This is a genomic window from Bradyrhizobium sp. SEMIA (assembly GCF_014844175.1).
GTDB lineage: Bacteria > Pseudomonadota > Alphaproteobacteria > Rhizobiales > Xanthobacteraceae > Bradyrhizobium > Bradyrhizobium arachidis.
Window position 1 is genome coordinate 9,395,737 of record NZ_CP046601.1, and the last position, 25,327, is coordinate 9,421,063.

The following is a 25,327-nucleotide window of genomic DNA, read 5'->3' on the forward strand; positions in this document are numbered from 1 at the left end:
ACCGCACGGTGCTCGCGCGGCGGCTGATGCCTGATGCGGCTTGCGTCAGGTGTATTTCTTGTCGCGCTCGAGCAGCTCGATGGAGATGCCTTCCGGGCCGCGGATGAAGCATATGCGCACGCCGGGGCGGATCGTGGTCGGCTCGCGCGTGAAGGTGACGCCCTTGGCCTTGATCTCGGCCGCGACGGCATCGATGTCCTTCACCGTGAGGCCGAAATGGTCGAGGCCTTGATGCGGGTGCGGGGGCGGCGGGTTGACGGCGTTGTCGCCCTCAAGCGGCGCGATGAAGATTTTTGCGCCGCCGAGGTTCACGTCGATCCGCCCGGGAGCGTGCACGATCTCACCACCCAAGACGTCCCGCAGCCAGGTCGCCGTGGCCTCCGGATCGGGGCTGCGCAGATGGACGTGATCCCAGGTGACGACGAATGGCATGTCTTGTTCTCCCGACAGGGTCTTTCGATGTTGCAGTGCATGTTAGCGGCCCAGGAGGATGATCGCCACCGCCCTTGCCGACTCGGCTGAAGCGCGGGAACCTTAGTTCGTCTGCCGGATTAAGGTAAACAGCGGCCAGATCTGTCGTCCAACGGGCTGTGGTCGCTATCGGTGCAACGATGAACGCCAGGCTTGACCGTATCGGTTTGGGACGTTTCGCCGGGAGCGGCGAGCGGCTGGCGCGGAGCGTGACGATCGCGAGCGTCTCATTCGGCCGCAGTCTTTTATGGTTGCTGGCGGCCATCATCGTCGGCTGCGGTGTCTGGATGCTGCTGCCTCTTTCCAAGGGCAACAGCGCCGAGCCGGCGAAGCCTGAGCTTGCATCCGTCGAGACGACGCCTTCGGGCGATGCATCAGCAGCGGTCACGCCGGCTTCTGAAGCCCAGGCGCCGTCGGCAATGGCCGAACTCGGTCATCTCAGGATTTCATCACAGACCTGGCGCCGCGGCGGCCTCGGCTCGAAGGCACTGGTGACGTTCACGCTGCGAAACGACAACGACTATGCCGTAAAGGATATCGAGATCGTTTGCGCATTCGCACGACGCGACGGCAGCCATCTCACCGATCGCACCCGCGTGCTGGCCGAGCCCGTCAACATGAAGAGCCGCAAGACGTTTGCGCGCGTCTCCGTCGGCTTCGTCAACGTGAACGCGGATCAAGCGAAATGTTCGCTGGTCGCAGCACGGCGCACCTGAAAGACGGCGTCCTCCGGTAGCGGAAAAGTTACCGTCCGCAGCCCTCCGCACCCCTTGGCCAAAAATCTTGGCGTTGCCAATTGAACCAAAGGGCCGGGCTAGGAACCAATTAGAGTATCGCCTGTTAAGGCGGAGAGCCCACGCGGGGATGCGGGGGGCGGAGTGCGGCCAATGCCCATCTTTCGGTATTTCGTCTATGTCGGTGGAGCTTTGCTCGCACTGTTGTTCGCGGTCAGCTACCTGGTGCCGGCGGCACCCGTGGCACAGGCTGTTGCCACCGCAAGCAATGATCAACCGCTGATCCGGATCAGGTCCGATCGCCACCTGCCTGAGCGTGTCGTGCTCGACACCACCCAGCCGACGATTGCGGCGCCTGTGGTGAAAACAGCCGTGGCGGCGCCTCAGCCGCCGGACGCCGCGTCGGCAGCCGCCCTTGCGGAGATGTCGGCCAAGGCACGGGTACGCGAGACGTTCGCCCAGTTCACCCCAGGCTCAAAGGCTGATGCTACCAAGAAAGCCGACCTCAAGCCGCAGGCCCCGGTCAAGCGCAAGGTCGCCCGGGCGCATCCGGCTCCGCAGCGCGGTCAGCCTATGATGGTGATGGCGCAGCGGCCGCAGTTCGGCTTCTTCAACAGCACCTGGTAAGAACGGCTCTGACCCGGCTGGCTCGAAACGAGACCGGGAGGGCTTTTTATTGGCCAGTCTCTCTGCTAATTCGAAGCCGTCCGAACGCCGCCCGCCTTGCTGGCTCGCCAGTCGCGGTCCCCGGCGCTTCTCGGTTGCGGCCCTACGGACGGGCCAGGGCGCTCGTAGCTCAGCTGGATAGAGCATCGGATTTCGATTCCGAGGGTCGGAGGTTCGAATCCTTCCGAGCGCGCCACGCCTTTGCTTTGTCCTGCCCGCGTGCCGGGTTCCGGGTCATCGCCGCAAGGCCTGCCGGTCAGTCCGCCGAAAACCTGGTCTGCCGGCCCCGCGCCAGCGTGTCGGAGGGCGCCTCGTGGAACGTCGCGCGATAGGCCGCGGCGAACTCGCCGAGATGATGGAAACCCTGGGCGCGCGCGCATGTGGCGACGGTGGCACCGCCGCCTTTCAGGAGCCGGGCGCGGGTGGCCCATAGCCTTTTGAGACGGATGTACTGGTGCAGGCTCATGCCGCGCACTTGGCTGACCGCGCCGCCGAGCGTGCGGATCGAGACGCCGAACTCGCCGGCGAGATCGGCGGTGTAAATCGGGGCGGTCGGATAGGCTGCGACGTAGTCGTCGATCCGTTGCACCAGTTTGGCCGACCGGTCGGCCTGAACCGAGGCGGTCCGATGCGAGGGCGGCTCGATCCGGAACAAGTCATCGAGCGCGAGCAGCAGGCCCTCCTGGAGATGGGCGGCGGCCTCGGTGGTTTCGAACAGGAACGGCTGCACCGATGCGGTTCGCAGAATGTCGAGCAGCAGCTGCCGCGTGTGCAGCAGCGCGGGCCTGTTGGCGACATAGGCCCGCAGATCGTCGGCATGGTCGAACCAACCCCGGTCTTTCAGGCCGGGAGAGAAGATGATCATCGCATAATGATTGGTCTGCGGTTCGACGAAATGGCACTCTTCGTTGCCGCGGAGCGCAACGAAGAAGCGCGCGTCGAGATCCATTCCGTTGGCATTGACCTGAAGGTCGTCGGTCATGGACAGGATCACCATCCCGCCCGGCATCCGATAGGCAGCGTCGAGGATGCGCGCGAATGACTTCATCACGATGATGCGGCATGCCGGCAGCGAAACGACGGCGCGGGCTGCGGCGAAGTTCAAGACGTCGAGCGGAATGCTTCTCGCGTCCTCCATCGACTCGATCGGCCGAAACGCATCGACGTCGGCAAAGCCGATCAGTTGAAGCGCGGAGGACGGGACAAGGGCGTCGAACAACATACGTCAGGCCGGCTGCTGCAATGTGACAATGAAATGAATGTCGGCACTTTGCCATCAATGGCGAAACATCCGGCTTCAGTAAACCGGATTCCGGGCCGTAGTATTGCGGACATCATGCCAAGGGTGGTCAGGCCAATGTCACCGTCAACGTTCCCGGCTCATCGGCTGGCCGGAGGCGAGGTCGATGAAATGCAGCCGCGTGCAGGCGGGACAGGCGAAGGACGCAAAGCTGCGTCCCTCCTGTCTCTGCTGCCTTTCCAGATGCGTCTGCACATTCATGCCCGTCTGCGGGCATCGAAAAACGATCAAATCGGCCATCGTCGCAGAATGACGGCTTGGCGGATTTCCACTTTGATCTAGATCAGTTTTGTAAGCGCTCCAGGCGATCGCGCCGGTACGCATAGGCAGTTTTCGATTCCGCAAAAGCGAAGGGGCCTCGAGGGCCCCTTCGAATGTCACCAGCGGCGATAGCCGCCGTAATAACCATAGTAGCGCGGACCGTAATAGCGGGGCCCATAATACTGTGGGCCGTAATATGGCCGTGGCCCGTAATATCCATAGTAGTTCGGGCGCCACCAGCACCGTCCCCAGGCGTTGCAGACCATGCGGACCTGCTCGACGCCGGAGACCTGCGGTGCCGCAGGCGCGGGCGCAATGGGCATGGCGGACGCCGCCGGCGATGCCGCGAGAGCACCGAACAGGGACGCGGCGACGAGGCCAATCTTGAGATTCATGATGTCTTCCTCTGCTTACGCGATGCAGGATATCGAAGTTGTTCTGATCAAATTGTGGCGGAACCGAAATGTAATACTGATGAACAAATCTTCAGCCGTTCGCCCCAAGTCTGAACTTGTTTAGTCTCGCCAGACTATCCCAGGTTCGCACACATGACCAATGCTGCATCTGCCCTGCTGTTGGCCCGCAGAACATCGCGGTCATGCTTGATCTTGCGCAATTCATCTATGCGGCTTCATCCCTAGTCTTGTCGCGGTGACCAGTCTTTCGAGAAACGCGAAGGACGGGCCCGCAAGATGCTTGGAGCTGTGCAAATGGATAAAATGAGATTGGACAAGGGTGATTGGCTGGTCGTGTGCGACGGGCGCAAGGCGCTCATTCTGGAAAACCGCGGCGACGAGATGTTTCCGAACCTCCACACCAGGGAGGTGCACGAGCAGCCCAATCCGGCGACCAGCGCACAAGGAAGCGATGCGCCGGGTCGATTGCATGGGGCGGCCGGTGGCGCTCGCAGTTCGGTCGAGCAGACCGACTGGCACGATGAGGCCGAGCGCGCCTTCCTGCGGAGCCTTGCTGGCCGGCTCGATGCCGCCGTCAGTACGGGCGAGACCTCGGCCCTGACCATGGTAGCCTCACCACGCGCGCTCGGCATGATCCGCGCCGACTATTCGGACGTCCTGCGCAAGGCGCTGCAAGGCGAGGTCGGCAAGGACCTCGTCAAGCTGCCGGTCTACGAGATCGAGAAGCAGCTGCTGCGGTCGGGCGCCGGCCGATAGCGATGCCCGCGCTGGCGCCCCTCAGAAGCAGGGGTGCCGGCGGCGGTCCTGACCGACATAGGCGGCGGCGCTGCGGTAGCAGTGGTTGGTCGACGGGCCGTCGTAAAAGGCGAAGGTGCCGGGCGTGATGCCGGGGCCGTAATTGTGCAGATAGCTGATCGGGTAGGGCAGCGGGTTGGCGTGATAGCGGTGGTACCGGTGATGTCCCCGCGCTTCTGCAAGGCCAGGGACCAGGATTGCGGCCGACAGGGCAGCAACTGCGGCTACAAGCGTCAACTTGCTCATCTCGATTCTCCGGAACCCGCGCGAATAGGTCGCTCATCTATAGCCATTTCGGGCCGCCGGGGCACCCGTCCGAAGGTCCGAAAACGAGGCCAATCCTGCAGATTCCGGGGAGGGTGTGACAGAATTGCCGGAAATGGCCTCCAGGGCTGCCCATTTTTGGCCTTTTCGGGATGCTTAACGAATTCCCCACACAAGTATGACCAAAGAGAATTCGATCAAGAATCCTGCCGCCGGCCTTATGGGGCTCCTTTGAGGCCGGTCCATTCCTGAAGGCTGTCGCCGTCACGCCGCCATGCGCATCACGCTTCTGAGCTTGCTGTTGCTCTCCGTCGCCGCCGCCACGCCGGCGCGAGCCGAGTTGCACATCACCCGTGATCACGGCGGCTATGTCGAGGAGTACAAGGTCAAGTACAAGCGCGTCCGCGACAAGGGCGAGCGCGTCATCATCGACGGCATCTGCAACTCGGCCTGCACCCTGGTGCTCGGCATCGTGCCGATGAACAAGATCTGCGTGACGCCGAAGGCGAGCCTCGGCTTCCACCAGGCCTATTACGACAAGGCCTTCACCTTCGGCATCAAGGTCACCAGCGCGGAGGGGACGTCCGACCTGATGTCCTACTACCCTGATTCAGTGAAGGACTGGATCCGCCGCAATGGCGGGCTCACGACCGATATGAAGAAGATCAAAAACGGCGTCGAGCTCTGGAAGATCATCGACCCTTGTCCGGAAGAATGGTGAGCGGCTGAGCTGAGCCGCCTGCCGCAGCGCAACACCGCTCAGGTACAAATTCGCATTGCCGCATAGGCCCCCATCAGGCATGAGGGCGGCAATGAACCATAATCAAGAAGCCCTGACCGCCCGCGCCGCGCCGATCCTGTTCGTCGTGCTCTGGAGCACCGGATTCATCGGCACCAAATACGTCATCAACAACGCCGATCCCTTGACCTATCTCGCCATCCGCATGGCGATCGTGGTCGGCCTGATGGCGATCATCGCCGGCATCGCGCGGCCGAAATGGCCGGATCGTGCCGGCATTGCGCATAGCGCAGTTGCCGGGATCCTCGTTCATGGCTTCTATCTCGGCGGCACCGCGATCGCGATCGCGCATTCGATCCCGGCCGGACTCTCGGCGCTGATTCCGGGCCTGCAGCCTATCCTGACCTCGACCATCGCCAACCGCTGGCTCGGCGAGAAGGTGACGCCGGTGCAATGGGGCGGGCTCGTGCTGGGTCTCGGCGGCGTGGTGATGATCCTGCACAACCGCCCGATGACCGGCGAAGCCGGGCTCGGCTGGCTCGCCTCGGTGGTCTCTCTGATCAGCATCACGCTCGGCACGCTCTATCAGCGCCGCTACTGCAACCACATCGACTGGCGCGCGGGCAATCTCGTGCAATACGTCTCCGTCACCGTCTTCTTCGCAATTGGCGCCTTCCTGTTCGAGGACCGCGTGGTGCACTGGACGCGCGAGTTCGTGCTCGCGTTGGCCTGGCTTGCCGTCGCGCTCTCGATCGGATCGATCGGGCTGCTGTACTGGCTGATCCGCCACGCCGCGGCGACCTCGGTTGCGAGCCTGTTCTATCTGGTGCCGGCGGTGACCGCGCTGATGGCCTATCTGCTGTTCGGCGAGAAACTCGATGCGCTGGCGATTGCCGGCATGGCGATGTGCGCAGCCGCGGTGTTCGTGGTCAACCGGCGGTTCTAGGCGGATGGTGAGGTGCGGCGGAATACATCCCTGACGTGCAGGATGCGCCGTGTTAGGCTGAACCCATTTCAGCTTCCCCTTTGACACGGTGATTTCCATGAAGAAGGCGAGACGTGCGCTGCTCGGCCGGTCCCTGAAGCCGGTCCGGATTGCCTGCATCAACTACGCGGAGGAGTCGATCAGTGGCCGCATGATGAGCCGGCTTACCGCGGCGCTGCAGAAATGCTACGACAAGCACTTCCTGCCCGTATGGGGCTATCCGGTCGATCTCTATGTCACCCGGACGCCGAAGCCGACGGATTGGCAGCTGGTCTATTTCGACGATGCCTCGCACAAGAACATGCTCGGGCGCCACGAGCTGACCCATCGCGGCCAGCCGATCTCGAAAATATTCGTCAAGGCGCTCGGCGGCGAGCCGGTCAGCGTCGCTGCCTCGCACGAGCTGTTCGAGATGGTGCTCGACCCCATGGCCAATCTCTGGGCCGACAAGAATCCGAACACCCAATATGCCTATGAGGTCTGCGACGCCGTGGAGGAGGATTCCTTCCGCGTCGGCGGCTTCGAGATGTCGAACTTCGTCTACCCGTCCTGGTTCGAGCCATTCAAGCATCCCCGCGGCACCAAGTTCGACCACAAGGGTACACTGAGGGAGCCGTTCTCGATGACCGAGGGCGGCTACGTCATCAAGAAGGTCAACGGCAGGAAGGTGATCAAGGCGTTCGGCTCGCCCGAAAAGCGGCGGCGCTTCAACGCCGAGGACCGGCGCGGTCATCGCAGCGAATTCCGCGATCCGCAAGGAGAGCATCACCCGGGCCGGCGGGCGGCCAAACGGCGAGGGTAGGTATTGCTGGAGCCGTCTCCGGGCGCGCCCGCACCCGGAGACGTGCTCGACCTTGCGATCAACGCTTGGACTTCTTGGCCTTCTTTTTCTTTTTTGCGGCCTTCTTCGCGGATTTCTTCACCGCCTTCTTCGCGGTCTTCTTGGCCGCCTTCTTCGACGACTTCTTTGCGGCCTTCTTCGAAGACTTCTTCGCCTTCTTCCGCGCTACTTTCTTCGCGACCTTCTTGGCGGCTTTCCGGACCTGCTTGACGGCAGTGACTGCGGCATCCTTGGTCGTTTCCACGGCGGCGGTGATCGTCTCCATCGCCTGTTCGGTGATCGGCTTCTCTTCGTCCATATCGTCCCCCACGGTTTGTATGGAGCGATGACGATAGCGGGTTTCATAATTGTGTCAAAGCAACGCTCGACCTTTGCGGATCTTTGCGTAGGCCGCGAGTGCGCGCTCGCGTCCCCTGGTGTGATCGATGATTGCTTTCGGATAGGTCTTGCCGAGCGTGACGTCGGCGCTGGCAAGTTCGATCGGCGTTGCTTGCCAAGGCTGGTGGATCAGCTTTGCCGGTAGCTCCTTCAACTCCGGCACCCAGCGCCGGACATACCTTCCATCAGGATCGAACTTCTCGCCCTGGAGTGTTGGGTTGAACACGCGGAAGTAGGGCGCGGCATCGGCGCCGCAGCCGGCGACCCATTGCCAGTTGGCGGGATTGCTGCCGGCATCCGCATCGACCAGCGTGTCCCAGAACCAGCTCTCGCCGTCGCGCCAGTCGATCAGGAGGTGCTTGACCAGGAAGGATGCGACCACCATCCGGACCCGGTTGTGCATCACGCCAGTGTGCCAGAGCTCGCGCAGGCCAGCATCGACGATCGGGTAGCCGGTGGCCCCGCGCTGCCAAGCGGCGAGCGCTTTCTTGTCGCGCTTCCAGGGGAATGCGTCGAAATTGGCTTGCAGGTTTTCGGTGGCGAGGTCGGGATGATCGTGCAGCAGGTGGCGGCAGAACTCGCGCCAGCCGAGCTCGCTCAGGAATTTTTCGATGCCGGGCCCGATCGCGGGATCCTCCGCCGCTGCAAAGCGCGCGGTGTGCCAGACCTGGCGCGGGCTGAGCTCGCCGAACCGCAAGTGCGGCGACAGGCCTGAGGTGCCCTCGCGGTCCGGACGGTCGCGATCGCCGACATAGGAGCGGGCGGTGTGCTTGAGGAAGTCGCGCAGCCGCGCGTGGGCCGCGGCATCGCCGGGGGTCCATGTCTCGCGCAGGCCACCCGCCCAGTCCGGCTTGGCCGGCTCAAGCCGCCAGCTTTCCAATGTGTCGCCGGCGATCGTCGGTGCAGGATGTAGCTGCTTCGGTGCGGGCAGCGGCTTTGGCGGATCGCCGAGCGACAGCACGCGCCGCCAGAACGGCGTGAACACGCGCAGGCCCCGACCTTCCTTGTTGCGGATCGCGGAGGGCGGGGCCAGCAGGTCACCGGGAAAGCATTGCGAGTCCACGCCGAGCTTTGCCAGCGCCGCTTCGAGCTCGCTCTCAACCGCCTTGTGCGGCGCCTGCTCGATCACATTCCAAAAGACGGCGCGGGCGCCGCTCTCGCGAGCCAGTCCGGAGATCACTTTGGCCGCCGCTCCCCTGCGCAGGATCAGCGACCCGCCGCGCGCGATGATCTCGGCGCCGAGCGCCCGCAGCGACTGCGCCAGCCACCAGCGCGCCGCGCCAGCCACCCAGCGCCGCCGCGCCGCCCGGCGCCCGTCCAGCGGTCTCGTCCAGCACATAGAGGCAGATCACCGGGGCGCCGGTCTTTACCGCGGCATGGAGGGCAGGGTGATCCGACAACCGGAGGTCTTCGCGGAACCAGACAATGATGGGCGGCGCGCTTGGCGGGGTCAGGAGGGCCTCGTTTACAATTTGGAAACCATGCCGCGGGCCGCGCTGTGAACCGTCGTTAATGGGGCCGTAAGCCAATTGCACCAATATGCAGGAATTACGGGGGTCATTCCATTCATGTCCAGCCTTTCAACGGCGAAGTTCCTGCCGCAGTTCAAGCTCGGCACCAAGGCCGTGCTGTGCGCGGTGCTGCTGATCGCCCTGAACACGGCACTGGTGGTCGGAGCGGGCTATTGGTCGCTCACCTCCGCTTTCAATGATCGCGCGCTCCGCGACATCGAGGTCAATCTGCGTACGCTGGCGCTGGCTTTTGCCGAGACCGCTCCCGACGCCAAGATCACGGTGAGGGACGGCGCGGTGGTGCGCGCCGAGATCCCCAGGATGCCCGAATTCAGGGATCACGCCATCGTCGATCGCGCGGTGTCCTATGTCGACGGCAATGCGACCCTGTTCGTGTTCGACGATGCGAGCGGGCAGTTCGTGCGTCGCTCGACCAATGTGAAGAAGGAGAATGGCGACCGCGCCGTCGGCACCCAGCTTGCCGCCGACCATCCGGGCCAGGCGCTGCTGCGCCGGGGCGAAGCCTATAAGGGGCCGGCCACGCTGTTCGGCAAGTCCTTCATGACCGCCTATTTCCCGGTCGTGGACGGGGCCGGCAAGGTCGCCGGCATTCTCTATGTCGGCATCCCCATGGCCCAGTTCGAGAGCATGCTGGCCCGGGCGATCGAGAGCATGGCGGCCGCCGCCGGGCTTGCCGCGCTGCTGGTGCTGGTCCTCACTCTCGTGATCGTCCGCCGCGTCACCCGGCCGCTCACCTCGGTCGCGCGCTCGCTCACGGCGCTGGCCGAAGGCCAAAGCGACGTCACGATCGAGTGCGAGGATCGCGCCGACGAGATCGGGGAGATCGCCCGCACGGTCGCGGTATTCAAAAGCAATTCACTGGAGCGGGCGCGCCTGCGCAGCGAGCAGGCGGCGGCCACGGCTGCCGCGGCCGAGCAGCGCAAGGCGGAGCTGCGCAATTTCGTCGAGCAGTTCCGCAGCAGCGTCGGCGGCATTCTCGACAAGGTGCTGACATCGTCAGGCGAGTTCGAGCGGGTGGCGCGGCAGCTCACCGACACCGCGCGCTCCACGGCAGAGCTGTCGGCGCAGTCGGCCGGGGCGTCCGAAAGCGCCTCCGATCACGTGCGTTCGGCGGCCTCTGCCTCCGACGAGCTGTCCCAGTCGATCTCCGAGATCACCCGGAGGGTGCAGGAATCGAACGAGATCTCTGCAGAAGCCGTGCGGCAGGCCGAAGCGACCGATCAGCGCATCGCGCAGCTCTCCGAGGCAGGCGCGCGGATCGGTGACGTCGTCAAGCTGATCACGTCGATCGCCGAGCAGACCAACCTGCTGGCGCTCAACGCCACCATCGAGGCCGCGCGCGCGGGCGATGCCGGCCGCGGCTTTGCGGTGGTGGCCCAGGAGGTCAAGACGCTCGCCGGTCAGACCGCGAAAGCGACCGACGAGATCTCGAACCAGATCGCCAGCATGCAGCTTGCAACCGAGGAATCGGTCGCCGCGGTCAAGGGCATCGGCCAGACCATCGAGCGCATCAGCGGCATCGCGAGCTCGATCTCGGCTGCGGTCGAGCAGCAGCGGAGCGCGACCCAGAACATCGCGGCCAGCGTGCGCGCCGCGGCTTCGGGCACCGCCGATGTTGCGGTCAATGTCCGGCACGCAGCCAAGGGCGCGAGCGAGACCGGGGAGACGTCGAGCCGGATGTTTGCATCGGCCCAGGCGCTGTCGGGCGAGAGCCTGCACCTGAAGGCCGAGGTCGACGGCTTTCTGGACCGCGTGCACGCGGCCTAGTTTTCACCCGGTCATTCCGGGGCGGTGCGAAGCACCGAACTCTGGTGCGCAATTGCGCACCAGAGAATCTCGAGATCCCGGGTCTGGTCCTTCGGACCATCCCGGGATGACTTTTTGCGGTCGCTACCCGCGACCGCCAAAAGTCATTTCGGCTGCGGCACGATGCGGATGTAGGGCTTCGGCTCTTTCCAGCCCTGCGGGTAGATCGTCTTGGCCTCATCGTTCGAGACCGAGCCCGCGATGATGACGTCCTCGCCCTGCTTCCAGTCTGCGGGGGTCGCGACGCGGTGCTTGGCGGTCATCTGGAGCGAGTCGATCACGCGCAGGATTTCCTGGAAGTTCCGGCCCGTGGTCATCGGATAGACCAGCACCAGCTTGATCTTCTTGTCCGGCCCGATGATGAAGACGTTGCGGACGGTCTGGTTGTCGGCGGGGGTGCGGGTGAGGGGATCGCCCGAGGTCGAAGCCGGCAGCATCTCATAGAGCTTCGAGACGTTGAAATCGGTGTCGCCGATCATCGGATAGTTGGGAGCCGCGCCTTGCGTCTCCTTGATGTCCTCGGACCATTTGGCGTGACGGTCGACCGGGTCGACCGAGAGGCCCATCAGCTTGACGCCGCGCTTGTCGAATTCCGGCTTCAGCTTGGCGAGCGCGCCGAGCTCGGTCGTACAAACCGGCGTGAAGTCCTTGGGGTGCGAAAACAGGAGCGCCCAGCTGCTGCCGATCCAGTCGTGGAACTTGATCTTCCCTTCGGTGGTCTCGGCTTCGAAGTCGGGTGCGGTGGCGCCGATCGGAAGTGTCATGGTTCTACCTCATCTCATTGAATTTACTTTGGAATTCGTCTCTAGCCCTGGCCGTCAGTATAGGCTGTGAGCGAGCTCAAGTGAACGGGCTCAAGTAAAATGTGAATTCCTTCTCTGAAGGGCCGATTTTCTAGCACCTTTCTGTTACAGGGGCGCCTGCGGCGAAACACCTCCACCGGAGCCACACGGTCTCGATTGCCCCGATAAAGCCTTTTATGACCCGCATCACGCTCGCCCGACGCTCTCCGGAACCGAAATGGTCCTCGTAGCGACTAATCGGCAACCATTGAGAAAAGTCGCGATCCCCCTAGTCAATCATTAACCACCCCTTTACGTCCGCATGAAAATGCTGGTCGGTCGGAAGAAATCTGGAAGTGAACTATGTCTGCCCCTGCGCCTAAGTTGCCGTCCCTCGAGCCGTCCTGCCGCGATACCTCGGCCCATGCACTGACCATCGTGCGCGACGGCGTGATCACGGGCGAAGGCCCGACCACCAAGGGCCGGGTCCATTTCTCGCGCGCGCTCGATGCCGATGACACTGCCTGGTGCGCCCGCATCCTGACTGTCGCCGCCGTCAACGACCAGCCGGTCAGCCGCGCCGAGGCCGAAGTCCTGTTCGAGATCAACGAGGCCGCAACCGAGCGCACCGATGGCGGACGCTTCGACGACCTCCTGGCCAAGGCTGTCGCCCATTACGCGGCCAGCGCCTCGGGCCTGAAAGTGCCGCCGCGCAGCGTCGCGCTCTCGGCCGAGACCGACATCGAGAGCTGGGCGCCGGCCTACGCCTCCAAGGTCAACAGCGAGATGCTGGAGTGGATCGCCGGCCAGATGCGCGGCAAGCGCCACAACAACCGTCGCCTAATGGCGATGGTGGCGACGTTCCTCGGCGCCACCGCGCTGCCTCTGGCGGGCCAGCTGCCGAACGTGTTCGACATCGGCATGTAACAACTAGACTAAGATGTCCTCGCGCTGCGGGGCGCGAGCGAAGCGGCGGGGTTATTTCCCCGCCGTTTTTTGTTTGCCGGTGTCCGGCTCGAGGCCGAGCGTGCGGCCGGGGAAGCCTGCGGCATCGAAATAACGCTGGCTGCCGACGCGCTGGACGTTCAGCACGGTCTCCAGACCGTTCTCGGACTTCTTCTTCGAGCGCTCCACGGTCTTGTAGGCCTTCGGCACGATGCCGTTCGGCAGCGCCTCCGACATCACGCGGCCGACGAGGCCGCCGTTGCCCGAGCTGCGCAGCCCGAGGAGCTGCGCCGCGGTCATGCCGACGTCGGCATTGCTGACCGGGATCTCGCTGACATAGCCGGTCTTGAAGTCCGGACCGATGGCCGCCATGAAGTTCATGGTGTCGCCGCGGCTGAAGCTGCCATGCATGCCCTGGCCCTGGCGCAGCACGGTGTCGGCGACCTGCACCGAGCAGTTGGTCGGCGCCTCGCCACACTCGCTGGCATAGGAGCGGAAGTTGACGACGATCGCTGGCGTCGGCGTCGCCGACTTGCCGCGCAGGTTGATGCTCGACAGCGGCAGCGTGCCGGGGAAGCGGCCGAGGGAGTCGTCGACGAACAGGCCCGAGACGTAGTCCTGCTCGAGCAGCGCCTTGATCGTCTTCGCGGCGAGCTTCTTGTCCTTGTTGGGCAGGTAGATCAGGTCCGAGCCGCCATTGGTGGCGATGACGAGATCGGGTTTCTCCGGATTGGCTCCGAGCACGCCGTTGCCGGCCTTGGGATGCTTGTTGCCTTCGACCTTCGCGTTCTTGTCGTTGGGGTCGAACAGCGGCAGGTCGAGCGCCTTGGCGAGATCGATCGCCAAGAAGCCCATCGGCAAAAAGTCCTTCGGCGTGTCGTCATAGCTCAGCTTGGCCGAGGGGCTGGTCTTGCTCTCCTTGGAGATGGTCGAGAAGCCGTGGTCGGCCTGGATCATGATGTTGGTGTTGGCGGCGAGCCCAAGCTCGTCCAGCGCCTTGCGGATCTGGGCGAGGTTGTTGTCAACGTTCTTGATGCTGGCCATCGTGCTCGGGCCGTTGATGCCCGGCATGATCTGGTTGAGGCTGTCGCCCTGGTTATGCTGGGTGCCGTCAGGGTCGCGCGACCAGAACACCAGCACGAACGGCTTGTTGCGGGCCTTGAACATCGGCAGCACCACCTTGGTGGTGACGTCGGCGAAATAGGCCTGCTGGGCGACGTTGGCGACCGTGGTGCCCGGCGTCTTGGCATCGCCCGCCTTGCCGTTGTCGCCGCGGCTCGGGGTGGTGAGGGGGAGGCTTGCCTTGGTCAGCGCGTCCTTCATCTCGTCCGAGAGCGCCACGCCGTTCTTGCCGCCAGTGGAGTCGTCGATCACGATCGAGTGCTGGCCCGGCTTCTCCGGGTGGTCAGTGTGGTCCCACTGGTAGGTCGGGCCGACCTTGCCGATCGCCGCGGTGCTGAGGCCCTTGTCGCGGGCCATCTTCAAAACGGTTTCTTCGTTGAGATAGTCGCCCTTGAAATGCTCGTCGATGTCACCGAGCACGGCGTCGTTCTCGATGAAGGGGACGACCGTGTCGCCGGCGGGAACGGAGGTGTAGTTGGTCCAGATCGTGTTGGAGAACACGCCGGTATCGCCGAGATAATGGCCGGTCGACATCGCCGAGCCGTTGGCCATGGTGAAGGTCGGGAACAGCGAGTGCGAGTTCTTGAAGTTGACGCCCTTGTCGCGGACCTCGGCCATCGCCGGCGCCGTTTCAGGGGTGACCTTCAGCGCCCGCAGGCCGTCCGGAATGAACAGGATCAGGTTGCGGGGCGTGTTGTTCTGGGCGGAGGCAAATCCGGTGGACAGCACTGTCAGTCCGGCTGACAGCAACACCAGTGAACGGCGCATCGAAGTCTCCTAGCGGTGAGGCGGCATGGCCGCCGACCGCGGCCCCCGCCTTCGTTTAGTTTTGCTGTATGACAGTTTTGTTACAAGGGCGGACGAGCATGCAATAGGGTTGGGGGAGGGGCCTCAGCCTCACGGACAAGTCATTGCGAGCGTACTTTGTAGGATGGGTAGAGCGAAGCGAAACCCATCGACTTTCTCCTCGCTGAAACATGATGGGTTTCGCTTCGCTCTACCCATCCTACGGCCTCCCGACACACCTTCGCATCCTCGCGGCGCATTTCGCCCGAGCTTTGCCTCGATACCTCCGCCCACAAAATCCCTTGCGCGGGCGTCAAGGTCGGCTACCGTTGGTGCGCTAGCCGCAGGGTTAGGTGACGTATTGATCACGATTTTTTAGCATCCGATTTTTCGGCGCCGCATTGGCGCGACGCCCAGCAAGCGAGGCGGGGCCATGATCGCACGGGACCAGTCAGCTCTGTTGGCGCCGGTCGAGCGCGACCTGCGGCTCGACCTGTTTCGCGGCATCGGGTTGTGGATGATCTTCCTCGACCACATTCCGCACGACGTCGTGGCGTGGCTGACCTTGCGCAATTACGGCTTCAGCGACGCCGCCGAGTTCTTCGTCTTCATCTCGGGTTACCTCGTCGGCTGGATCTACGGGCCGATCGTTGCCGGCGGCTGGTTTCTCGCAGCGGTCAAGCGGCTGTGGCGGCGCGCGGCCGAAATGTATGTCGCGCACATCATGCTGTTCCTCCTGTTCACGGCGCAGATCGCCCGCACCGCGCGCCGCTTCGACAATCCGATGTACGAGCACGAGTTCAACGTGTTCAATTTCCTCGCGCATCCGGACGAGCTGATCGGGCAGGCGATCCTGCTCAAATACAAGCCGGTCAATCTCGACGTGCTGCCGCTCTACATCACGCTGGTGTTCGCCTCGCCCTTCATCGTCTGGTGCCTGGTGCGCCGGCCGAACCTGACGCTCGCCGCCTCCGTCGTGCTCTACGTGCTCTCGCGCTGGTTCGACTGGAACGTCGCCTCCTATCCGCCCGGCACGACCTGGTACTTCAACCCGTTCTGCTGGCAGCTGATGTTCGTGTTCGCGGCCTGGTGCGGCACCGGCCAGATCGAGAAGATCGCGACCCTGGTGTGGTCGAAGGCGGCGATGGCGCTGGCCGCGGCCTGGCTGCTGTTCGCGCTGATGATCGTGATGACCTGGCACATCCCCGCGCTCGAGGCCTTGATCCCGAAATGGATGATCAAGCTGATCTACCCGATCGACAAGACCGACCTCGACATGCTGCGCTTCACCCATTTCCTGGCGCTGGCGATCTGGGTGACGCATTTCATTTCGCGCAAATGGCGGGCGCTGCGTACGCCGTGGCTGCGTCCGGTGATCCTCTGCGGCCAGCATTCGCTGCCGATCTTCTGCCTGGGCGTATTCCTGTCGTTCTCCGCGCACTGGATCCTGACCCAGTACACCAAGGGCGTCTGGGAGCAGCTCGCCGTCTCCGTCCTCGGCATCGTCATCATGGTCGGCGTGGCCTGGCTGCTCGACCGCGCCGAGCGGGTGCCCAACCTGTTCGTGAAGGTGACGGAGGTCGAGGAGGCCGACACCGCCCTGGACAGCGCGTCGGCCGCGACGCCCGCAGCCCGTTGATGCAATCGCCAGCCCGTATTCTCGTGGAGAGGGCCATGTTCAAACCTGTGTTGACGATCGCCGGCGCCCTCCTGCTGCTGGCCTGCGGGGCCTTCGCGCAAGCGCCCTCGCCAGAGGCGATGAGCGCGGCGCGCAAGCTCGTGGTCACCTTGAGGATCGCGGATCAGTATCGCGCGCAGCTGCCGCAGCTGCTGCTCAAGCTCCGCCCCGTGGTCGCCCAGGACAGGCCAGAGATCGAGCGCGACTACGACGCGCTGACGGCGCCGGGCTCGGAGATCTATGCTCCGTTCGTTGCGTCGATGATCGACCAGATCGCAGCGCTCTACGCGCAAAGTTTCACGGTGGACGAACTGCGCCAGATCGAAGCCTTCTACGCCCAGCCTGCGGGCCAAAAATTTCTGGAGAAGTCGGATGCACTGGCGCAGGCGAGCGCCCAAGTCAGCCAGGACGTCAGCCAGAAGGCCGCCGATGAGCTGAAGCAGCGCCTGATCGAGGCGCTGCGCCAGAAGGGCCACAAGCTCTGAATGCGGGAGGGGCGCGCGCGAGGATGCTACGCGCCCGCCTGTCTCACTTCACCAGCGGGCAGCCGCCGTCCTTCAGCGGCCGGAAGGCCTGGTCGGCCGGCACCTCGGCGAGCAGCTTGTAATAGTCCCACGGGCCCTTCGACTCCTCGGGCTTCTTCACCTGGAACAGGAACATGCTGTGCACCATGCGGCCGTCCTCGCGCAGGATGCCGTTGTCGGTGAAAGCATCCTTCACCGGCAGCTCGCGCATCTTGGCCATCACCGTCTTGGTGTCCTTGGTGCCGGCGGCCTGCACGGCCTTGAGGTAATGCAGCGTCGCGCTGTAGGTCGAGGCCTGGTTCATGGTCGGCATCCGCTTGACGCGCTCGAGAAAGCGCTTGCCGAAGGCGCGGGTCTTGTCGTTGAGATCCCAGTAATAGGCCTCGGTGATGATCAGGCCCTGCGCGAGCTTGAGCCCCAGGCTGTGGACGTCGGAGATGAACATCACGATTGCAGCGAGGTTCTGGCCGCCGGCGACGATGCCGAACTCGCCGGCCTGCTTGATCGCGTTGATGGTATCGCCGCCGCCGTTGGCAAGCCCGATGATCTTGGCCTTGGAAGCCTGGGCCTGGAGCAGGAAGGAGGAGAAGTCCGCTGTGTTGAGCGGGTGCTTGACGCTGCCGAGCACCTTGCCGCCGGCCGCCTTCACGACGTCGCCGGTATCGCGCTCGATCGAATGGCCGAACACGTAGTCCGCGGTGAGGAAGAACCAGGTGTCGCCGCCGTTCTTGACGATGGCGCTGCCGACGGTGTGGGCGTTGGAGTAGGTGTCATAGGTCCAGTGCGCGGTGTAGGGCGAGCAGGACTTTCCGGTGATGTCGGAGCTCGCCGCGTCGGTGACGATCAGAACCTTCTCGTATTGCTTCGACAGCTCCATCACCGCGAGCGCGGTGGCGGATGTGGGCATGTCGATGATCATGTCGACGCCCTCGGTCTCCCACCATTTGCGCGCGATGGTGGAGGCGACGTCGGGCTTGTTGAGCACGTCGGCCGAGATCATGTCGATCGGCTTGCCGAACATCTGCCCACCGAAATCCTCGATCGCCATCTTGGTGGCTTCGACGTTCCCCTGGCCACCGATGTCGGAATAGACCGAGGAGAAGTCGGAGAGTACGCCGATCTTGAGCGGCGTCTGCTGGGCGGAGGCGGGAGCGATCAGGGCAGCCGACAGCAAGCCGGCCGCAGACACGAGGGCTGCGATGGGTCTCATGGGTCCGTTTCCTCTTGTGCGGGACTATTCTGTCCCTTTGTCCGACAAAGTTAGAGCGGGGTTCTCGAGGAGTCAATTTGCGGCACATGCGGCAGCAATGCCGCAGTTTGACGCGCTTCGGAGTTCAGTCCTATAGTTTGTCGGACAATCGCCATTGGAGCCCAAATTGCCTCTCGCGCCGCTCTTCCGTCCGATCGATGTCGCGCCGGCCTACCAGAAGGTCGCCGACGCCATCGAGCGCGAGATCGTCAATGGCCGCATCAAGCCGGGCGATCCCATCGGCACCGAGCACGACCTCGTGCGGCAGTTCGGCGTCAACCGCTCGACCATCCGCGAGGGCATCCGCGTGCTGGAGGAGGGCGGGCTGATCCGGCGCGATTCTTCGCGCCGCCTGCATGCCTGCCTGCCGCGTTACAGCAAGCTCGCAAGCCGCCTCAGCCGCGCGCTGGTTTTGCACGAGGTCACCTTTCGCGAGCTCTACGAGGCCTCGATGACGCTGGAGGTGGCGAGCATTGAAGGCGCGGTGGAGCGTGCGACGGAAGAGAACCTCGCCGAGCTTGACGACAACCTCGCGCGCAGCGAGGCGGTGGTCGGCAATCCCGCGACGCTGGCCGAATGCGATGCGGAATTCCACGTGCTAGTCGCAAAGGCCTCGCAGAACCGCGTGCTCCAGCTCGCGCGCGAGCCGGCGGCGCAATTGTTCTATCCGACCACCGAGATGATCGTGACGGGTGTGGCCGAAGGCGGCCCGCGCCTCGTCGCCGCGCACCGCCATCTCATCGACGCCATCCGCCGCCGCGACCGCGAGGCCGGCGTGCTGTGGACGCGCCGGCATTTGCAGGACTGGCGCCGAGGCTTCGAGAAGATCGCCTCGCTCGATCGGTCCGTCGAGCACATGTATATGGAGCACGCGCAGGCGGCCCGGCGCAGGTAGCGCCGCATGATCCGGAAAAGTGTGAAGCGGTTTTCCGACAAGATCATGCGCAAAAAAGAAGACGCAAGATTTCAGACAAGAAATCCAAAAGATAAAGTCATCATACGGAGGGACACATGACCGGCGACACCGCAGCCACCATCGTGAAAGCGCGCGAGCATTCCATCGGCGATCTCTTGCGCCGCTCGGCGGGCCGCGAGCCGGACAAGCTCGCGGTGAGCTGCGGCAACGTGAGCTGGACCTTCGCCGAGATGGAGGCGATCTGCAACCGGCTCGGTCGCGGCCTGCTCGGGCTCGGCGTCAAGAAGGGCGATCGTCTCGCGGTGCTCTCGCGCAACTCGCATGCCTTCGCCGCGCTGCGCTTCGCCGTGGCGCGGATCGGTGCCGTCCTGGTGCCGATCAACTTCATGCTCAATCCGGACGAGATCAACTTCATCCTCAAGAGCTCCGGCGCCAAGCTGCTCGCCACCGGCCCTGACTTCGTCGAGCCCGCGAAGGCCGCAAGCGCGAAGGATTGCGCGGTCGAGAAGATGATCTGGCTGCCGGGCGAGGATCCCGCCACGGCGCCCGCCGGCCTCACCACCTTCGACGATCTTCTCGATGCCGACGGCTCGTTCCTGGAGGCGTCAGTCGACAGCCGCGATCTCGCGCAGATCGTCTACACCAGCGGCACGGAGTCGCTGCCCAAGGGCGCGATGCTGACCCATGAAGCGGTCATGTGGCAGTATGTCAGCTGCATCATCGATGGCGGCATGAGCGTGGACGACAAGTTCCTGCACGCGCTGCCGCTCTATCATTGCGCCCAGCTCGACGTGTTCCTCGGGCCGCAAATCTATCTCGGCGCTTCCGGCGTCATCACGGGCAAGCCGACCGCCGACAACATCCTGGCGCTGATCGAGGCCCACAAGATCACCTCCTTCTTCGCGCCGCCGACGATCTGGATCGCGATGCTGCGCTCGTCGAATTTCGACAAGACCGATCTGTCGACGCTGCAGAAGGGATACTACGGCGCCTCGATCATGCCGGTGGAAGTGCTGCTCGAGCTCCAGCGCCGCCTGCCCAACGTCAAGTTCTGGAATTTCTACGGCCAGACCGAGATCGCGCCGCTGGCGACCGTGCTGCGGCCGGAGGACCAGCTCCGCAAGGCGGGCTCGGCCGGCAAGCCCGTGCTCAACGTCGAGACGCGCGTCGTCAACACGGCGATGGAGGACGTCAAGGTCGGCGAAGTCGGCGAGATCGTGCACCGCTCGCCGCATCTGCTCTCCGGCTATTACAACGATCCCGTCAAGACCGCGGCGGCGTTCAGCGGCGGCTGGTTTCACTCCGGCGATCTCGCCACCGTCGATGACGAGGGCCACATCACCGTGGTCGATCGCGTCAAGGACATGATCAAGACCGGTGGTGAGAATGTCGCGAGCCGCGAGGTCGAGGAGATGGTCTATCGCATCCCTGAGGTCTCCGAGGTCGCCGTCGTCGGCCTGCCCGATCCGCGCTGGATCGAGGCCGTCACCGCCATCGTCGTGGTCAAGGCCGGCGAGACGCTGGATGAAGAGTCCGTCATCAAGCACTGTGCCGGCCAGATGGCGCATTTCAAGGTGCCCAAGCGCGTGATCTTCGTGGATGCCTTGCCGAAAAATCCGAGCGGCAAGCTGCTCAAGCGCGAGCTGCGCCAGCGCTTCGTCGGCGGCGAGACCCTCGACAAGGCCGTCCAGAAGAGTTTTGGCGCCTGAGGCGGAGCGCGTCCCATGAAAGCCTGGCAGGTCGCGCGCGACTGGTCGATCGAGGGGATGGAACTGGTTGATCTGCCCGAGCCGACGCCAGGCCCGGGCCAGGTCGCGGTGCGGATAAAGGCGGCGTCGCTGAACTATCGCGATTTGCTCACGATCCAGGGCAAGGGCGGCGTCAGCAGATTGCCGCTGATCCCGTTCTCGGATGGTGCCGGTGAAGTCCTTGCCGCCGGCGAGGGCGTTACACGCGTCGCAGTCGGCGATCGGGTCTGCCCGATGTTCTTCCAGTCCTGGATCGACGGGAAGGTCTCGGCGACCAGCCGCCGTTATGCGCTCGGCGGCACGCGGCCAGGCGTGTTGCAGGAGGTGATGGTGCTCGACGCCGAAGGCGTGAGCCGGATCCCTTCGCACCTCTCATTCCAGGAGGCGGCGACGCTGCCCTGCGCCGGGCTCACCGCCTGGCGCGCGCTTTTCGAGGAAGCAAAGGTGCAGCCCGGCGACACCGTGCTGGTGCAAGGCACCGGTGGTGTGTCGATCTTCGCGCTGCAATTCGCAAAGCTCGCCGGTGCCAGCGTGATCGTGACGTCGTCGAGCGACGAGAAGCTCGAACGCGCCAGGGCGCTCGGCGCCGACTACACCATCAACTATCGGTCGGTGCCTGAGTGGGGCAAGGCGGCTTCGGAGTGGACCGGCGGCGGCGTCGACCATGTCGTCGAGGTCGGCGGCAAGGATACGTTTGCGCAGTCGCTGGAGGCGGCGCGTGTCGGCGGCACCATTCTGGTGATCGGGGTGCTCTCCGGGTTCTCGCAGCAGATCGCGATCCCGAGCCTATTCTCCAAGAACCTGCACGTCATCGGCCTGTCCGTCGGCAGCCGCCGCATGTTCGAGGGGATGACCGCCGCGATCGAGCGCAACGGCATGAAGCCGGTGATTGATCGCGTGTTCGGTTTTGATGCCGTGCCGGATGCGCTGCGTTTGATGCAGCAGGGCGGACATTTCGGCAAGATCGTGATCGAGTTCGCCTAATTGGCCTCTCCGGCCAGCTTCCTGACGTCGTCCGGCGTCCGTCCGAAGCGGCGGCGGAATGCGCGATGGAAGTAGGAAACGTCGTGAAAGCCGGCGAGATGCGCGATCTCGATGATCTTGCGGGTGCGCAGGTTGGGATTGCGGAGCAGCCGCTCGGCGCGCAGCAACCGCTGCTCCAGCACGAAGCCGCTATAGGTGATGCCGGCCTGCTCGAACAGCAGCTGGATCGTGCGCGGGCTGACCCGGTGCGCAGCTGAAAGCACGGTGAGCGACAGCGCGGGATTGTCCAGCTGCGCGAGGATGTCGGATTTGAGGGTTTCGAGGCGCGCCGCCGCAAGGCCGCGCATGCGCGCTTCCTCGGCGACATCGCCGCGCGCGCCGATCATCAGCACGGCGAGGTCGAACAGATGCTGCGAGACCGCGTCGAGCTCCGCGGGCGCGAGCTTGTCGGCATACGCATGCGCGAGGTCGTAATAGCGCAGGAACATCGACGTGATCGGATTGGCTCCGGGGATCGACTGCGCAATCAGGTCCTCGGCATTCGGGCACGCGCGCAGCAGCGCCTTGCGCGGCAGCAGCGCGGTCTGGAAATTGCCGTGCGCCGTCTGGGTGATGTAGGCGCCCTTGATCGAGGGATCGCCGATGGTGATGTCGCCGGCGGCTACCTCCAGCGGGCGCCGTCCCATGGTGCCGCTCAGCGCCGAATTGGGCGACATCGTGATCACCAATTCGTCGTTTGTCCCCAGCGACACGAACGACATCGGCGTGCCGAACGAGGCGGACAGCCTGAGACGAGGAAGCAACGCCGGCGCAATGGTCCGATGAACGCGTCCTTCCCCGATCGGAACGAAATCGACGTCCGCGACCTGACGGCAAAACTGCTCGCGCCATCTTTCATAGGCCGGGCCATTCGGGTCGCCGTCGAATGAGAGTTGAGGCTGGATCATCGATCGGGATGGGCATGTTGATTGGCCAGTTGCGGCAGGTTGTATCGTCAGACGGATGCGCCGCAACGGCAAAAGCGCGGAGTTGCGTGATAAGCCACTCGCGATGACGTGCTGAGACCGCGACCTGGTGCCGCAGTCTGCTGTTCGCACGCATTGCCGCGCAGATTGTGCCGGGATTTCCCGCGACGATCGGTCTCAATATTTCTTCACGTGCGTCCCGAACGCCAGCCACAGCGCCGTCGATGCGAGGCCGAAGCTACCGAGCAGCAGGAAGGTCGGGCCGTAGCCGATCCATTGCGCGATCCAGCCGCCGAGTGCGGGGCTCAGGCTTGCACCGACGCCTTGCACGGTGATCACGGCGCCCTGGCCGAGATTGATGCGACCGGTGCCGTCGAGCGAGCGGGCCACCATGCCAGGGACGGCGACAGTCTGAAGCCCGGTGCCGATGCCGTCGAGCACCTGCATCGGCACGACGCCCCACCACCCCGTGACGAAGAAGGCGAGCACGCCGCGGATAGGCAGAAACATGAACGACACCAGGATCACCGGCCAATAGTTGCGCTTGCCCGCGACCTGCATGCCGACCAGCGACGTGACGACCATGACGCCCTGCGCAATGACGACGGTGGTCGCCACGAAGCTCGGGCCATTGGCCTGTCCCTCGGCCACGGCCGCAAGGCCATAGAGCGGGACGATCGCCGCATTGCCGAGATGGAAGATGGCAAGCGCGAGCGCCAGCACCAGGAGCGGCTTGTGCTTGAGGAGAACGGACATGGCATCCGGTGGATTCTTGCTCTCGTCCTCCTTGCTGCCACGGGCCTGGCGATCGTCGATGGCCTTGGCGGGAATCATCAGCACGCAGGCGATCGCGATCGCGCCGAACACCGCCGCCAGCACGAACACGGCGACATAGCCGTACCTGTAGCCGAGATAGCCCGACAACGCGGCGCCGACCATGTTGCCGGCGTGGTTGAAAGCCTGGTTGCGGCCGTTCAGCGCGTTGAAGCCTTTTTGCTTGGCGATGCCGAGCGTGATGCCGGTCACCGCCGGCACGATCGCGGCACTCGCCAGCGATTGCGCCACTTGCGAGAACGTCACCGCCCAGAAGTTCTGCGAGAGCAGGATGATGGCGGAGGCGAGCACCACGCAGATGCCGGGAATGACGACCCATAGCCGCTTGTTGCGGCTGGAATCGATGAAGCCGCCGATCGGCGTCGTGACCAGCATGCCCGCGACATTGCCGATCGTCAGCGCGGTGCCGATCAGTCCGGTTGCCCAGCCGCGCTCCTGAAGGAACACGCCGACGAATGGCCCGATGCCCGACTGCATGTCGGCCATGAAGAAATTGACTGCAAACAGCGGCCAGATGCGGGGTGGTGAGGAGCGCGATGTCATCGAGACGCTGAAAATGTTCCTGCCGGCGAGTGAGGTCTCGTTCAAAGCTGATCGTGATGACCGGCCGATTGCGCCGGCATGGATGAGAACGTAACCTGCGTTGACAGCGTTGGTTCCTCGCGCTTGCGAATGCGGGACGATGTCCCTTTCTGGATCCTGGCCATGCCTCTCTGGACCTGCGAAACCTGCGGCGCGCAATTTCCGGCCAGCGAAAAGCCGCCTGCGTCCTGTCCGATTTGCGAGGACGAGCGGCAGTTCGTGAACTGGAAAGGGCAGACTTTTCTCACGCGCGAAGCGCTGGCTGACGGCCATCGCCTGGTCTGGCGCGACGATCTCGGCCTCACCGGCCTCGCGCTCGAGCCGAGCTTTGCCATCGCCCAGCGCGCGCTGCTTGTGCCGCTGGGCGATGGCTGCGTGATGTGGGACTGCATCCCGCTGGCAACGCCGGAGGCGGTCGAGCAGGTGCGTTCGCTCGGCGGCTTGAAGGCGATCGCGATCTCGCATCCGCATTACTATGGCGCGGTTGCCGACTGGAGCGAGGCCTTCGGCGGCGTGCCGGCCTATCTGCACGCGGATGATCGGCAATGGGTGACACGCCCGCATCCCTCCATCGTGCACTGGACCGGCGATCAGCATCACATTTCGGACGATGTGCTGCTGCTGCGCACCGGCGGTCATTTCGCCGGCGCCACCATGCTGCACTACGGACGCGGTGCAGACGGCAAGGGCGCGCTGCTGACCGGCGATATCGCGCAGGTGACGATGGACCGCCGCTTCGTCAGCTTCATGTATTCCTATCCCAACTACATGCCGCTCGGTGCCGCCGCGGCGCGGCGCATTGCGGCCGCCGTCGCGCCGCTTACCTTCGACCGCATCTATGGCGCCTGGTGGTGCCGCAACATCGCGGTGGGCGCCAAGGCCGCCTTTGAAGCCTCGGTGCAGCGGTACATCGCCGCTATCGCCTGAGCTGCGCGACGGCCGAAATCCGCGTTGCCTCCCTCAAATAAATGTACTACAAGTACAGTTATTGAGCGAGGCGCAACGATGCGTTTGCCGGTCCGGC

The 25,327-nt window shown here is 64.2% G+C and carries 26 protein-coding genes, 1 tRNA gene and 1 pseudogene; 16 read left to right on the forward strand and 12 right to left on the reverse strand.

All coding sequences use genetic code 11. The annotated features are described in order from the left end of the window. Positions 1-45: 45 nt before the first annotated feature. The gene (locus FOM02_RS45055; protein WP_027559843.1) at positions 46-432 is read right to left on the reverse strand and encodes a VOC family protein; all 387 of its coding nucleotides are present in this window, start codon (positions 430-432) and stop codon (positions 46-48) included. A gap of 179 nt (positions 433-611) precedes the next feature. On the opposite strand from FOM02_RS45055, the gene FOM02_RS45060 reads away from it, so the two are divergent. The 3 genes from FOM02_RS45060 to FOM02_RS45070 all read left to right on the forward strand — a co-directional run bounded on the left by FOM02_RS45060 (position 612) and on the right by FOM02_RS45070 (position 2,067). Then, complete coding sequence (locus FOM02_RS45060; protein ID WP_027559842.1) at positions 612-1,187, forward strand: hypothetical protein; 576 nt, start codon at positions 612-614, stop codon at positions 1,185-1,187. A gap of 171 nt (positions 1,188-1,358) precedes the next feature. Continuing rightward, on the forward strand, positions 1,359-1,832 hold the full coding sequence (locus tag FOM02_RS45065) for a hypothetical protein (RefSeq protein WP_027559841.1): 474 nt from the start codon (positions 1,359-1,361) through the stop codon (positions 1,830-1,832). Positions 1,833-1,990: 158 nt separating this feature from the next. Beyond that, positions 1,991-2,067 (forward strand) — tRNA-Arg (locus FOM02_RS45070). 60 nt (positions 2,068-2,127) lie between these two features. Here FOM02_RS45070 and FOM02_RS45075 read toward each other — a convergent pair. From FOM02_RS45075 to FOM02_RS45085, 3 genes are all read right to left on the reverse strand, one after another. Next, positions 2,128-3,093: an AraC family transcriptional regulator gene (locus FOM02_RS45075; protein WP_027559840.1), complete on the reverse strand. Its 966-nt coding sequence runs from the start codon at positions 3,091-3,093 to the stop codon at positions 2,128-2,130. Positions 3,094-3,237: 144 nt separating this feature from the next. Further along, positions 3,238-3,495 carry a hypothetical protein gene (locus FOM02_RS45080; protein ID WP_167336464.1) on the reverse strand — a complete coding sequence of 86 codons (258 nt, stop codon included), beginning with the start codon at positions 3,493-3,495 and terminating at the stop codon, positions 3,238-3,240. Positions 3,496-3,548: 53 nt separating this feature from the next. Beyond that, a complete protein-coding gene (locus FOM02_RS45085) occupies positions 3,549-3,827 on the reverse strand; it encodes a hypothetical protein (RefSeq protein WP_027559839.1) in 279 nt (92 codons plus the stop codon). A gap of 315 nt (positions 3,828-4,142) precedes the next feature. Between FOM02_RS45085 and FOM02_RS45090 the strand changes: the two genes are divergently transcribed. Continuing rightward, positions 4,143-4,604 (forward strand): host attachment protein, encoded by a 462-nt coding sequence (locus FOM02_RS45090; protein ID WP_027559838.1) that lies wholly within the window; start codon positions 4,143-4,145, stop codon positions 4,602-4,604. 21 nt (positions 4,605-4,625) lie between these two features. Here the strand turns inward: FOM02_RS45090 and FOM02_RS45095 are convergent, their stop codons facing one another. Further along, positions 4,626-4,889, reverse strand: coding sequence for a hypothetical protein (locus FOM02_RS45095; protein ID WP_027559837.1), 264 nt, complete (start codon positions 4,887-4,889; stop codon positions 4,626-4,628). A 292-nt stretch (positions 4,890-5,181) separates the two neighbouring features. Here FOM02_RS45095 and FOM02_RS45100 point away from each other — a divergent pair, with 292 nt between their 5' ends. The 3 genes from FOM02_RS45100 (at position 5,182) to FOM02_RS45110 (ending at position 7,433) form a co-directional block, all read left to right on the forward strand. Beyond that, positions 5,182-5,628: a hypothetical protein gene (locus FOM02_RS45100; protein ID WP_027559836.1), complete on the forward strand. Its 447-nt coding sequence runs from the start codon at positions 5,182-5,184 to the stop codon at positions 5,626-5,628. A 91-nt stretch (positions 5,629-5,719) separates the two neighbouring features. Then, a complete protein-coding gene (locus FOM02_RS45105; protein ID WP_027559835.1) occupies positions 5,720-6,592 on the forward strand; it encodes a DMT family transporter in 873 nt (290 codons plus the stop codon). 97 nt (positions 6,593-6,689) lie between these two features. Next, the gene (locus FOM02_RS45110) at positions 6,690-7,433 is read left to right on the forward strand and encodes a hypothetical protein (protein ID WP_027559834.1); all 744 of its coding nucleotides are present in this window, start codon (positions 6,690-6,692) and stop codon (positions 7,431-7,433) included. A gap of 58 nt (positions 7,434-7,491) precedes the next feature. Here FOM02_RS45110 and FOM02_RS45115 read toward each other — a convergent pair whose 3' ends face one another. After that, the gene (locus FOM02_RS45115; protein WP_027559833.1) at positions 7,492-7,770 is read right to left on the reverse strand and encodes a hypothetical protein; all 279 of its coding nucleotides are present in this window, start codon (positions 7,768-7,770) and stop codon (positions 7,492-7,494) included. Positions 7,771-7,824: 54 nt separating this feature from the next. Further along, positions 7,825-9,250: pseudogene (locus FOM02_RS45120) on the reverse strand (cryptochrome/photolyase family protein). A gap of 168 nt (positions 9,251-9,418) precedes the next feature. Between FOM02_RS45120 and FOM02_RS45125 the strand changes: the two are divergent. Then, positions 9,419-11,149, forward strand: a complete 1,731-nt coding sequence (locus FOM02_RS45125; protein WP_027559831.1) for a methyl-accepting chemotaxis protein — start codon at positions 9,419-9,421, stop codon at positions 11,147-11,149. A 143-nt stretch (positions 11,150-11,292) separates the two neighbouring features. Here FOM02_RS45125 and FOM02_RS45130 read toward each other — a convergent pair whose 3' ends face one another. After that, a complete protein-coding gene (locus FOM02_RS45130; RefSeq protein ID WP_027559830.1) occupies positions 11,293-11,952 on the reverse strand; it encodes a peroxiredoxin in 660 nt (219 codons plus the stop codon). 381 nt (positions 11,953-12,333) lie between these two features. On the opposite strand from FOM02_RS45130, the gene FOM02_RS45135 reads away from it, so the two are divergent. After that, positions 12,334-12,897: a hypothetical protein gene (locus FOM02_RS45135; RefSeq protein ID WP_027559829.1), complete on the forward strand. Its 564-nt coding sequence runs from the start codon at positions 12,334-12,336 to the stop codon at positions 12,895-12,897. Between the two features lie 51 nt (positions 12,898-12,948). On the opposite strand, the gene FOM02_RS45140 is transcribed toward FOM02_RS45135, so the two are convergent. Further along, entirely contained in the window at positions 12,949-14,805 is a 1,857-nt protein-coding gene (locus tag FOM02_RS45140; protein WP_027559828.1) for an alkaline phosphatase family protein, read from the reverse strand. 451 nt (positions 14,806-15,256) lie between these two features. Between FOM02_RS45140 and FOM02_RS45145 the strand changes: the two genes are divergently transcribed. After that, a complete protein-coding gene (locus FOM02_RS45145; RefSeq protein WP_027565074.1) occupies positions 15,257-16,462 on the forward strand; it encodes an OpgC domain-containing protein in 1,206 nt (401 codons plus the stop codon). Positions 16,463-16,497: 35 nt separating this feature from the next. Continuing rightward, entirely contained in the window at positions 16,498-16,986 is a 489-nt protein-coding gene (locus FOM02_RS45150) for a DUF2059 domain-containing protein (RefSeq protein WP_027565073.1), read from the forward strand. 43 nt (positions 16,987-17,029) lie between these two features. On the opposite strand, the gene FOM02_RS45155 is transcribed toward FOM02_RS45150, so the two are convergent. Beyond that, entirely contained in the window at positions 17,030-18,235 is a 1,206-nt protein-coding gene (locus FOM02_RS45155) for an ABC transporter substrate-binding protein (RefSeq protein ID WP_027565072.1), read from the reverse strand. Between the two features lie 166 nt (positions 18,236-18,401). Between FOM02_RS45155 and FOM02_RS45160 the strand changes: the two genes are divergently transcribed. The 3 genes from FOM02_RS45160 to FOM02_RS45170 all read left to right on the forward strand — a co-directional run bounded on the left by FOM02_RS45160 (position 18,402) and on the right by FOM02_RS45170 (position 21,922). Further along, complete coding sequence (locus FOM02_RS45160) at positions 18,402-19,169, forward strand: FadR/GntR family transcriptional regulator (protein ID WP_035731838.1); 768 nt, start codon at positions 18,402-18,404, stop codon at positions 19,167-19,169. A gap of 116 nt (positions 19,170-19,285) precedes the next feature. Continuing rightward, complete coding sequence (locus tag FOM02_RS45165) at positions 19,286-20,899, forward strand: acyl-CoA synthetase (RefSeq protein ID WP_027565070.1); 1,614 nt, start codon at positions 19,286-19,288, stop codon at positions 20,897-20,899. Positions 20,900-20,914: 15 nt separating this feature from the next. Further along, a complete protein-coding gene (locus FOM02_RS45170; protein WP_027565069.1) occupies positions 20,915-21,922 on the forward strand; it encodes a zinc-dependent alcohol dehydrogenase family protein in 1,008 nt (335 codons plus the stop codon). Here FOM02_RS45170 and FOM02_RS45175 read toward each other — a convergent pair. Further along, on the reverse strand, positions 21,919-22,869 hold the full coding sequence (locus tag FOM02_RS45175; protein WP_027565068.1) for a helix-turn-helix transcriptional regulator: 951 nt from the start codon (positions 22,867-22,869) through the stop codon (positions 21,919-21,921). The genes FOM02_RS45170 and FOM02_RS45175 overlap by 4 nt on opposite strands. A gap of 195 nt (positions 22,870-23,064) precedes the next feature. Beyond that, positions 23,065-24,264, reverse strand: a complete 1,200-nt coding sequence (locus FOM02_RS45180) for an MFS transporter (protein ID WP_027565067.1) — start codon at positions 24,262-24,264, stop codon at positions 23,065-23,067. Between FOM02_RS45180 and FOM02_RS45185 the strand changes: the two genes are divergently transcribed. Continuing rightward, the gene (locus FOM02_RS45185; protein ID WP_167336470.1) at positions 24,206-24,358 is read left to right on the forward strand and encodes a hypothetical protein; all 153 of its coding nucleotides are present in this window, start codon (positions 24,206-24,208) and stop codon (positions 24,356-24,358) included. The genes FOM02_RS45180 and FOM02_RS45185 overlap by 59 nt on opposite strands. A gap of 68 nt (positions 24,359-24,426) precedes the next feature. Beyond that, positions 24,427-25,230 (forward strand): MBL fold metallo-hydrolase, encoded by an 804-nt coding sequence (locus FOM02_RS45190; RefSeq protein WP_027565066.1) that lies wholly within the window; start codon positions 24,427-24,429, stop codon positions 25,228-25,230. The last annotated feature ends 97 nt before the right edge of the window (positions 25,231-25,327 follow it).

Bases quoted from the DNA above. Each gene is read 5' to 3' on its own strand.
- FOM02_RS45115 (WP_027559833.1), bottom strand. From the start codon at position 7,770: ATGGACGAAGAGAAGCCGATCACCGAACAGGCGATGGAGACGATCACC.
- FOM02_RS45140 (WP_027559828.1), bottom strand. From the start codon at position 14,805: ATGCGCCGTTCACTGGTGTTGCTGTCAGCCGGACTGACAGTGCTGTCC.
- FOM02_RS45105 (WP_027559835.1), top strand. From the start codon at position 5,720: ATGAACCATAATCAAGAAGCCCTGACCGCCCGCGCCGCGCCGATCCTG.
- FOM02_RS45170 (WP_027565069.1), top strand. From the start codon at position 20,915: ATGAAAGCCTGGCAGGTCGCGCGCGACTGGTCGATCGAGGGGATGGAA.
- FOM02_RS45080 (WP_167336464.1), bottom strand. From the start codon at position 3,495: ATGCGTACCGGCGCGATCGCCTGGAGCGCTTACAAAACTGATCTAGAT.
- FOM02_RS45185 (WP_167336470.1), top strand. From the start codon at position 24,206: ATGAAGAAATTGACTGCAAACAGCGGCCAGATGCGGGGTGGTGAGGAG.
- FOM02_RS45190 (WP_027565066.1), top strand. From the start codon at position 24,427: ATGCCTCTCTGGACCTGCGAAACCTGCGGCGCGCAATTTCCGGCCAGC.
- FOM02_RS45175 (WP_027565068.1), bottom strand. From the start codon at position 22,869: ATGATCCAGCCTCAACTCTCATTCGACGGCGACCCGAATGGCCCGGCC.
- FOM02_RS45110 (WP_027559834.1), top strand. From the start codon at position 6,690: ATGAAGAAGGCGAGACGTGCGCTGCTCGGCCGGTCCCTGAAGCCGGTC.
- FOM02_RS45100 (WP_027559836.1), top strand. From the start codon at position 5,182: ATGCGCATCACGCTTCTGAGCTTGCTGTTGCTCTCCGTCGCCGCCGCC.
- FOM02_RS45180 (WP_027565067.1), bottom strand. From the start codon at position 24,264: ATGACATCGCGCTCCTCACCACCCCGCATCTGGCCGCTGTTTGCAGTC.
- FOM02_RS45150 (WP_027565073.1), top strand. From the start codon at position 16,498: ATGTTCAAACCTGTGTTGACGATCGCCGGCGCCCTCCTGCTGCTGGCC.
- FOM02_RS45135 (WP_027559829.1), top strand. From the start codon at position 12,334: ATGTCTGCCCCTGCGCCTAAGTTGCCGTCCCTCGAGCCGTCCTGCCGC.
- FOM02_RS45145 (WP_027565074.1), top strand. From the start codon at position 15,257: ATGATCGCACGGGACCAGTCAGCTCTGTTGGCGCCGGTCGAGCGCGAC.
- FOM02_RS45075 (WP_027559840.1), bottom strand. From the start codon at position 3,093: ATGTTGTTCGACGCCCTTGTCCCGTCCTCCGCGCTTCAACTGATCGGC.
- FOM02_RS45130 (WP_027559830.1), bottom strand. From the start codon at position 11,952: ATGACACTTCCGATCGGCGCCACCGCACCCGACTTCGAAGCCGAGACC.
- FOM02_RS45090 (WP_027559838.1), top strand. From the start codon at position 4,143: ATGGATAAAATGAGATTGGACAAGGGTGATTGGCTGGTCGTGTGCGAC.
- FOM02_RS45085 (WP_027559839.1), bottom strand. From the start codon at position 3,827: ATGAATCTCAAGATTGGCCTCGTCGCCGCGTCCCTGTTCGGTGCTCTC.
- FOM02_RS45065 (WP_027559841.1), top strand. From the start codon at position 1,359: ATGCCCATCTTTCGGTATTTCGTCTATGTCGGTGGAGCTTTGCTCGCA.
- FOM02_RS45165 (WP_027565070.1), top strand. From the start codon at position 19,286: ATGACCGGCGACACCGCAGCCACCATCGTGAAAGCGCGCGAGCATTCC.
- FOM02_RS45060 (WP_027559842.1), top strand. From the start codon at position 612: ATGAACGCCAGGCTTGACCGTATCGGTTTGGGACGTTTCGCCGGGAGC.
- FOM02_RS45095 (WP_027559837.1), bottom strand. From the start codon at position 4,889: ATGAGCAAGTTGACGCTTGTAGCCGCAGTTGCTGCCCTGTCGGCCGCA.
- FOM02_RS45055 (WP_027559843.1), bottom strand. From the start codon at position 432: ATGCCATTCGTCGTCACCTGGGATCACGTCCATCTGCGCAGCCCCGAT.
- FOM02_RS45155 (WP_027565072.1), bottom strand. From the start codon at position 18,235: ATGAGACCCATCGCAGCCCTCGTGTCTGCGGCCGGCTTGCTGTCGGCT.
- FOM02_RS45125 (WP_027559831.1), top strand. From the start codon at position 9,419: ATGTCCAGCCTTTCAACGGCGAAGTTCCTGCCGCAGTTCAAGCTCGGC.